At 67.3% G+C, this 6,754-nt stretch carries 5 protein-coding genes; 1 reads left to right on the top strand and 4 read right to left on the bottom strand.

The window, feature by feature from the left end:
- Nucleotides 1–114: 114 nt before the first annotated feature.
- From COA07_RS18270 to COA07_RS10090, 4 genes are all read right to left on the bottom strand, one after another.
- Entirely contained in the window at nucleotides 115–492 is a 378-nt protein-coding gene (locus COA07_RS18270) for a PilZ domain-containing protein (RefSeq protein WP_169803537.1), read from the bottom strand.
- A gap of 5 nt (nucleotides 493–497) precedes the next feature.
- Nucleotides 498–2,120 carry a coiled-coil domain-containing protein gene (locus tag COA07_RS18265; RefSeq protein WP_066711396.1) on the bottom strand — a complete coding sequence of 541 codons (1,623 nt, stop codon included), beginning with the start codon at nucleotides 2,118–2,120 and terminating at the stop codon, nucleotides 498–500.
- Between the two features lie 11 nt (nucleotides 2,121–2,131).
- A complete protein-coding gene (locus COA07_RS10095; protein ID WP_066711397.1) occupies nucleotides 2,132–2,890 on the bottom strand; it encodes a hypothetical protein in 759 nt (252 codons plus the stop codon).
- Between the two features lie 84 nt (nucleotides 2,891–2,974).
- Entirely contained in the window at nucleotides 2,975–5,080 is a 2,106-nt protein-coding gene (locus COA07_RS10090) for an ATP-binding cassette domain-containing protein (protein WP_066711398.1), read from the bottom strand.
- A gap of 221 nt (nucleotides 5,081–5,301) precedes the next feature.
- Between COA07_RS10090 and COA07_RS10085 the strand changes: the two genes are divergently transcribed.
- Entirely contained in the window at nucleotides 5,302–6,672 is a 1,371-nt protein-coding gene (locus COA07_RS10085) for an HlyD family type I secretion periplasmic adaptor subunit (protein ID WP_169924232.1), read from the top strand.
- Nucleotides 6,673–6,754: the final 82 nt, after the last annotated feature.

Raw genomic sequence — 6,754 nt, 5'->3', positions numbered from 1 at the left:
TCCACCTCTGTTCGAGGGTAGAGGATAGCCAAACGTGGTTAATTGATCCTTGCGGGACTAATTTCAAGCAATTTCAGAATAGTAATGCGCCGGGCGCGCCGCAGCAGCGACCCGTCAGTCGACAATGGTACGCAACAGATCGTCCGAAATCTCCATGTCGAAAACGACGCCGTAGCCGCGCGTGATGGTATTGACGATCCGGCCGTCGATCTCGACGTCGCCGATCATCAGGCGGATCGGGGTGTCCATCCGATGCAGCAGATACCGCAGGCCGGGGCGAAACAGGCAACCCTTCTGCGAAATGTCCAGCACGCGCCCGTCCACGGTCACGCGGCTGCTGATCATCAGCAGCGATGCTTCGGCATAGCAGTCGACGCGCCGGTAGTAACGGCTCGGCTTGTTGCGCCGGAACAGGCCGCGGCGCATCGCGACGGGCGCGCGGACGACCTCCGGGGCGCCCGCGGGCGCGGCGATGTCGTGGGAAAGCGGCATGTCGGTCACCCCTTCGCGGTCTTCTGGGCCATCGGCGCGCGCGCGTCGCGCAACCGGCCGGACTTGATCGCCAGCAACTCCATCTGCAGCCGCGCCCTTTCCAGCGCGGCGTCGATGTCGACCGGCGCGTCGTCCTGCTCCACCAGTTCGGCCAGCACGGCCAGCCGCTCGCGCTCGCTTTCCAGCGCGCGGCGCAGTTCGGCCGCCGCGGCGCTGTCCGCCTCCGCCCCGCGCCGCAGCCGCACGGCTTCGTCGCGCCATTCGTGTTCCAGTTGCCGCTGCCGCTCGATCAGCGCCTCGACCCGCTGCGCCATCCGCCGCTGCGCACGGCTGGTGGCGGCATCGTCGCGCCGGGCGCCGAACACCTGGCGCAGCCGCTCCTGCAACGATCGGGCGCCACGCGGCGCGTCGGCGGCACCGCCGCCGCCCCATTCGATCACCACCGGATCCTGCTGCGCGGCCACCTCTTGCGCGGCGATCAGCCGGTCGAGCCGCTCCACCACCGCACCGTCGCGCGCCGCCTCGGCCTGCGCCGCGGTCGCGCGGGCGATCGCGTCCAGCGTCGTGCGGATCACCGCGCGATCCTCGCGCGCCTGTTCGAACAGCAATTCCATCTCGGCGACCAGCCGCGTCTGCTGGCGCACGACCTCGGTCACGGTCCGCGCGATCGGTTCCACCAGCGGCGCGGGATCGCCGACGCGATCGACCGTCCGGGTCAGCGCGACCATCGCCTCGCCCAATTCGGCCAGCGACGCCTGCGTCGCCGCCTCGCGCCGGCGATTGTCCTCGACAGTGGTGTGCAGCGTCGCCAGCTGGCGCGCCGCCACCTCAATCGCCTGCGTCACGCGCGCCATGCCGCCGGCATCGCCCTCGCCCGCCTCGGTGCTTTCCAGCTTGGCCAGGTTCGACAGCCAGTGTTCGTATTCGTCGCGCAGCGCCTTGGCCGCGGTGGTCATGCAGCGTTCGAGCGCGCCCAGCACCATCGACGTCGACAGGCCGAACAGCGACGAGCTGAACCCCACCGACATGCCGCGCAGCGGTGCCTTCATGCCCTCGATCATCTTGGCGATCGCGTCGTCGCCGCCCTTGCCCGACATGTCCATGCCGCCGATCAGGTCGCCGACCGACCCGACCGTGTGCATCAGCCCCATGAACGCGCCGATCAGGCCCATGAAGACCATCAGCCCCGCGAAATAGGCGACCACCGACTTGCGGTCGCCGATCCGCTGGTCGACGCTGTGCACCAGCGATTCCACGACGCCCGAGGGCATCTGGAAATCGTCCTGCTTGGACAATTGCTCGGTGATCAGCCGGTATCCCTGCCCCAGCAGGACGGGTTCGCGGAAGATGATCGCCGGCTGGGTATAGATTCGCTCGTCGTCGCGGCGCCGGCCGCTGTCGAAATCGGTCTGCAACGCGTGCAGCGCGGTCACTTCGTTGCGCAGCCCCAGGACGTTGCGGAACGCCAGCCCCGCCGCCACGCCGAACAGCGCGAAGATCGACAGGTTCAGCGCCGCCTTTGCCTTGATGCCGGCGATGACGAACTCGTGGGCATAGGCGCCGATCGACAGGAGGATCGTCATGATGACGATCATCTTGATCAGTTCGGAGCGTATCTTTCGTTCCATCCCGGTCGCCCTCAGTTCTTCACCACGATACGCACGCTGTTGCCGTCGCCCGACGTCGGATCGACCACGCGGCTCTGCGTGACGATGTCGCCCGGCTTGATGCCCGCCTGGATCAGCAGGTTGCGCGTGGTCGCCGCGCGGTAGAAGGCGATGCGCATCGGTTCGGACACCGATCCGGCGCCGCCGACCATCGACCAGACCTCGTACTTGGTGCCCGGCCGCACCGACCCCTTCAGGAAGTCGAGCACCTTCCTGGCATCCTCGTCGGTGTAGCGGATCGCGTCGGCATCGAAATCGACCCGCAGCAGCGTGGACGACGACGTGACCTGCGCGCCGCGCGTCTCCTTGGGCTGTTCGGCGGACTTCACGCGGATGCGCTGCGTGTCCGGCGTGTCGCGCGTCAGGATCGACAGGCTGTCCTTGCCGTTGACGATCGTTTCGGACACCAGCGGCGACCCGAGCTGCGCGATCGAGGAGCCGGCCGCCGCGTCGCGCGGCGACGATATCGGCTTCAGCCCGATCGCCCCGGTGTCCTGCGTGCCACCGCCGTCGGCGGGCGATTTTCCGGTCCGCACCGCCTCGGCGGCGCGGCGGCTGTCCTGCAACAGTTCGATCTTCTGCTGCATCACCTCCACGGTGCGCTTGGACAGGTGCATGATCGCCGCGCTCATGATGACCAGCAGGAAGGTGACGACCATGATGACGGCCGTCAGCACGTCGACGAACGCCGGCCAGTGATTTGCCTCGCCGTCTTCCGATGCGCCTGCCACCTTATGCCTCCGCCCCGAGCGTCATGCCGCCTCTTACGAACATTTCGCTAACGTTCCGATAACCGTGTTTGCGATGCGCGCGGGTCAGGCCGCCTTCGCCTTCTGCTGGCGCAGGCTCTCCAGCATCTCCCGGCGCGGCAGATCGCTCATGATCCGCCCGTCCTCCATCCAGATGACGCGATCGACCAGTTCGAGCACCGCGAACCGGTGCGTGGCGATGATCATCGTTCGGCCCGCGCCGAATTCACGCAGCCCGCGGATCACCGCATGTTCGCCGTCGACGTCCATCGCCGCGGTCGGTTCGTCCAGCAGCAGGATGCGCGGGTCGCGCATGAACGCGCGCGCCAGCACCACCGCCTGCCGCTGCCCGCCCGACAGGCGGCAGCCGCCGACGCCGACGGAGCGGCTCAGCCCTTCCTTCGACCGTGCGGCGAAATGGTGGACGCCCGCGGTATGCACCGCACGCTCCAGCAGCGCCGGGTCGGGGCTGGGCGCGCCCAGCACGATATTCTCGTAGATGCTGTCGTCGAACAGCACGGCCTCCTGCGTGGCGAAGGCGATGTTCTCGCGCAGCTGCGCGGCGGAGAATTGCTCGATCGCATGGCCGTCGACCAGCACGCGTCCCGCGCCCGGCGCGATCAGCCCGCCCATCAGCTTCAGCAGCGTCGACTTGCCCGATCCGGCCGCACCGATGATGCCGATCTTCTCGCCCGGCTTTACCTCGACATCGATGTCGCGCAGCACCGACACGTTGGTGTCGGGATAGACGTAGCCGACTTCCTGGAACGCGATCCGCCCCTGGAACGGGCGCCCCTGCACCGCCGCGTCGGACGTCTCGCTCTCCGGCTCCAGCGCCAGCAGCTCGGCCAGCGCGGCGAACTGCCCCAGGCTCTGGTAGCTTTTCGACACCACCATGATCGCGGCCGAGATCGGTCCCATCGCCCGTCCCGCCAGCATGTTGCACGCGATCAGCGCGCCCGCGGTCATCACGCCGGCCTGGATCTGGTAGATGCTGATGACAACGATCACCACCGTCACCGCCTGCACGATGAACGCGGAGGCGGTGGACGGCAGGTCCACCCACGCGCGCGTCGCCTTGCCGGTCATGCCGACATGGTCGGACAGATTGTCCCAGCGGCGCAGGAAACGCCCCTCGGCCTGGTTGCTCTTGATCGTGTGCAGGCTGGCGACGACGTCGGCGACCAGGTTGTTGCGCGCCTGGAGCAGCTTGTTGCTGCGCTTCGCCCCGAACTTCAGCGCATAGGCGGACACCGCGCCCGCCGCCAGCATCGCCAGCGCGCCCAGTACCGGCGCCAGCACCGTCCAGCCGCCGATCATCGCGATCAGCGCCAGGAACAGGAAGAAGAACGGAATGTCGATGCAGAAGGTCACGATCGCGGTCGGCACCAGCATCGCCATGGATTCGATATCGCGCAGCGCGGTCATCATGCTGCCGACGGTCCAGTTGGACTTGTCGATCCGCGCCTGCAGGATCGACGACATCGCGCGATGCTGGATCGCCTGCCCGATGCGCAGCCCGATCGCGTCGATGAAGGTCGATCGGATCTGCTTGAACAGGCATTCGAAGATCAGCACCAGCACGATCCCCGACGACAGCGCCCACAGCGATTCCAGCGCCAGGTTGGGCACCACGCGGTCGTAGATCGCGCGCATGTACAGCGGGATCGCGAAACCGCACAGGTTCAGGAACAGCGCCGCGCCCAACAGCTGGATGAAATTGCGCCGTTCCGTCAGGAAGCTGGAGATCAGCCACAGCCGCGGGTTGGCGCGGATACGCTCGCGCTCGTCGCCGACCAGGCTGCCGTTGGCAGGATCGATATGCCCGATCATCAACAGGTCGCCGGTCACGGCGGGGGCGAATTCCTCCAGCAGCACGCTGCGCTCGCCGTCGCCGTCGATCAGCGTCACGACACCCGGCGCGGGCATCGCGGTGATCATCACGAACCGGTCGTCCGGCAGCCGCACGATCGCGGGCAGGTCGACCGGCGCCAGTTCGCGGATCGGCCGCGCCACCCAGCGTGCGTCCAGGTCGATCCGCGCCATCGCGATCGGTGCGAATCGCGGATCGAGATCGCCGTGCGCGGTCGGCAGCGCCGCTGTCAGCCCGGCGGCGTCGATCGCCTTGCCCGCCGAAGATGCGATGCCGACCAGCGCCTCGACTAGCAGCATCCCATTGAAATCATCGGATTTCCACTGCCCCGTCGACTTGCCGCGAAGGCTGTCGACACGGCGCTTTACTATCCGACCGACGTTATCCCACCGAACCGCCACGTGCGTTTCTCCACAAACGTGGGATGGTTTAAGCCTTTTTAAGGATAACACTTCGTAAACAGCTGCCGATTACATGGACCGTAACTTCGACGGGAATGATGATGAGCAGCTCTGCCGACATGCCAGGGAGCATCCGCTGGACGGATTCTTTCAAGCATATAGTCCAGAACCGGCAATCCTTTTCGGACAGCGATGCGCGCACCGCGGTGATCGACGGGCTGCATCCGTGGAGCGCGCGGGTGCGCACCGAACCGTCGCGCCGCCTGCTGAAGGTCATGGGCGTGCTGCTGGTGATCGCGATCGCTTGGGCCACCTTCTTCCAGATCGACAAGGTCACGCGCGGCGCGGGCCGCGTGCTGCCGTCGGTGCAGAACCAGGTCGTCCAGCATCTGGAAGGTGGCATCGTCAAACAGATACTGGTGCGTGAGGGGCAGCGCGTCCGCAAGGGCGACGTCCTGCTCAAACTGTCGAACCAGCAGTCGAGCGCGGAGCTGAACAACGCCCAGACCGACGTCGCCGCGCGCCATATCGCGCTGGCCCGGCTGGAGGCGGAGGCCGCCGGCGCCTCGTCCTTCACGACGCCCAGGGAATTGGCGCGGCTGGCGCCGGAGATCGCCGCATCGGAAGAAGCGTTCTTCCGATCGCGCCATGCCGACATCCAGCAGCAGATGAGCGTCTTCGATCGCCAGATCCAGGGCTATCGCGCCGAGATCGGCAGCGCGCAGTCGCGCATCGCGAGCCTGCGCGCGGAGGAGCGGATGGTCCAGAACCAGCTCGACCGCCTGCAAAAGGCGTTGCTGGCGGAAGCCGTGTCGGAAACCGCGGTGCTGGAAAAGCAGACCGACCTGCAACAGCTGCGCACGCGCATTTCCGACGCGATGACCTCGATCCCCAAATCGCAGGCGGATCTGTCGGAAACCGTCGCCAAGCGCGGAGAGGCATGGACCCGGTACCTGACCGACACGCGCGAGAAGGCCGCGACGCTGCGGCTGGAGGTGTCGAAGGCCGGTCAGGCGCTCAACGCCTATCAGGACCGCAACTTCCGCGAGGAGGTGCGCGCGCCGATGGACGGCTACGTCAACAAGATCCTGGTGCAGACCGTCGGCGGCGTCGCCAAGCCGGGCGATCCGCTGGTGGAGATCGTTCCCGCGGACAAGCTGGTGGTGATCGAGGCGCGCGTCGCGCCGCGCGACCGCGGCAACATCTGGCCGGGGTTGCCCGCGGTGGCGAAGATCTCCGCCTATGATTCGGCGATCTACGGCGGCCTGGACGCCACCGTCGACGACATTTCGCCCGACGCGATCCAGGATCCCAAGGGCGAGCTATACTATCGCGTGCGCCTGCGCGCGGACACCGGCCGGTTCGGCCCGGAAAAGCCGGTGCTGCCGGGCATGACCGCGGAGGTCGACATCCGCTCGGGCCACCAGAGCATCCTCGACTATATCCTGGGGCCATTCATCCGCATCCGCGACGGGGCGCTGCGCGAATGACCGCGCCGCCCGTCCCAGCCGCCCCGCCGGCCGCCCCGTGCGGTCGCCGCATGGCCCATCGAACGAAGACCGGGGGAATTTT

Origin of the sequence: Sphingomonas adhaesiva (assembly GCF_002374855.1) — a bacterium.
Taxonomy (GTDB): Bacteria; Pseudomonadota; Alphaproteobacteria; order Sphingomonadales; family Sphingomonadaceae; genus Sphingomonas; species Sphingomonas adhaesiva.
Note: the sequence above shows the minus strand (reverse complement) of the source record. Positions and strands in the feature narration are given on the sequence as shown.